The following is a 1,379-nucleotide window of genomic DNA, read 5'->3' as shown; positions in this document are numbered from 1 at the left end:
CAGCCTTCGGCCGCGTCGCCGGCAGAGCCGCCCGCCGCCGAGCGGGTGGCCACCGTCACCCTGCGCCTCGCGGTGGTGAATAACAGCAAGTTCGTGCGCGGCCGGAAGCGGGCCACGGAGAACATTGAGCGCTACTGCCTGGAGCCCTATGGCATGAAGCGGCTGGATGCCGGCCACTATGAGTTGACCATTCCGTATCGGAGCGACGATGAGCTGGACAAGAGCGTGCATGACCTGCTGACCGAGATCAGCCAGGAGGCCGACATGCGCAACTGTTTTGTCGAGATGGGCGCCTGGGAAGAAGACACCGAAAAGCGTTGGTAGGGCTTACGTTGGTTTTTGGTTCCATTGCTCCCCAAACCCCAACTTCACCGCTTCGGTAAAGGCTTCCATCGTGTTGGCGATGTTCTCGAAGCGATAGCGGTAGTTGCGCGCCGGCGGCACTTCGGTGAGGCCGAACCCCGGAAGGTCGGGCGCGATGACGTGATAGTTGGCGGCCGCAAGCTTCGGGATGAGATCGCGGAACATGTATGACGAGCCACCGAAGCCCATGAGCAGCAGCACCTGCGGGCCTTCGGCGGGTCCGGCCTCGCGGTAGAAGACGCGCACGCCGTCGACGACAGCATAACGGTATGCGACCGGCGTGCTTGCTGCAGCGGCTGCTGGAGCCGCTGTGGGTGCAGCGTGCGAGGCGAGCGATGCGCCCAGGCCAAGACCGATGGTCGTTGCGACCAGTCCGGCGCTAAGAAGGCGACGCGCAGAGCGAAGCCAGTTGAACGTGTCGAATGAATTCATGCTGGTTCCTTAAAAAAGTGTGGGTGCCGCGTTGGATTCAGCGGCGTTGGATCAACTCGATTCGGTAGCCGTCGGGGTCGTCGACGAAAGCAATCACGTCGGGCTCGCTGCCATCCGCTGGGCGGCTGCTCAGTGGACCGGCGGGCCGGCTGACGCTCGCGCCGAGCTGCTTCAAGCGCTCTACGGCGGCATACACGTCATCCACGGCCAAGGCGATATGACCGTAGGCGTTTCCACGCTCGTATTCGCTGCGACCCCAGTTGTGGGTGAGCTCGATCACGCTGTGATCGGCCTCACTGCCGTAGCCCAGAAAGGCGAGCGTGAACTGGCCGTCCGGGTAGTCCTCGCGGCGCAACACGTCCATACCGAAAACCTCGGTGTAGAAGCGCAGGGAGCGATCCAGGTCGCCCACGCGCAGCATGGTGTGCAGAAGGCGGCGCGGCAGTGCTGCCTCAACTTCGGGTGTCACGTCTGTGCTCCTTGAAGAAGCGGCGCCGTCGGTCTGTGCCGGCGGCGCCGCCTTGAGAGGTCGTCCGGCGCCCCCCCGCTCAGCGGGTGCCCCCGCTGCTTAGCGCTGGCTTCAG

3 protein-coding genes are annotated in these 1,379 nt (G+C 64.2%); 1 reads left to right on the top strand and 2 read right to left on the bottom strand.

The window, feature by feature from the left end:
• Positions 1-324, top strand: a 324-nt coding sequence (locus QMX88_RS29265; protein ID WP_442969509.1) for a transposase, incomplete at its 5' end; no start/stop codon positions are given.
• A gap of 3 nt (positions 325-327) precedes the next feature.
• On the opposite strand, the gene QMX88_RS29260 is transcribed toward QMX88_RS29265, so the two are convergent.
• Entirely contained in the window at positions 328-795 is a 468-nt protein-coding gene (locus tag QMX88_RS29260) for an alpha/beta fold hydrolase (protein ID WP_104685793.1), read from the bottom strand.
• A 37-nt stretch (positions 796-832) separates the two neighbouring features.
• Positions 833-1,216 carry a lactoylglutathione lyase gene (gene gloA, locus QMX88_RS29255; protein WP_044342709.1) on the bottom strand — a complete coding sequence of 128 codons (384 nt, stop codon included), beginning with the start codon at positions 1,214-1,216 and terminating at the stop codon, positions 833-835.
• Positions 1,217-1,379 lie beyond the last annotated feature (163 nt).

It is taken from the genome of Pseudomonas sp. PS02290, assembly GCF_029960075.1.
Taxonomy (GTDB): Bacteria; Pseudomonadota; Gammaproteobacteria; order Pseudomonadales; family Pseudomonadaceae; genus Aquipseudomonas.
Note: the sequence above shows the minus strand (reverse complement) of the source record. Positions and strands in the feature narration are given on the sequence as shown.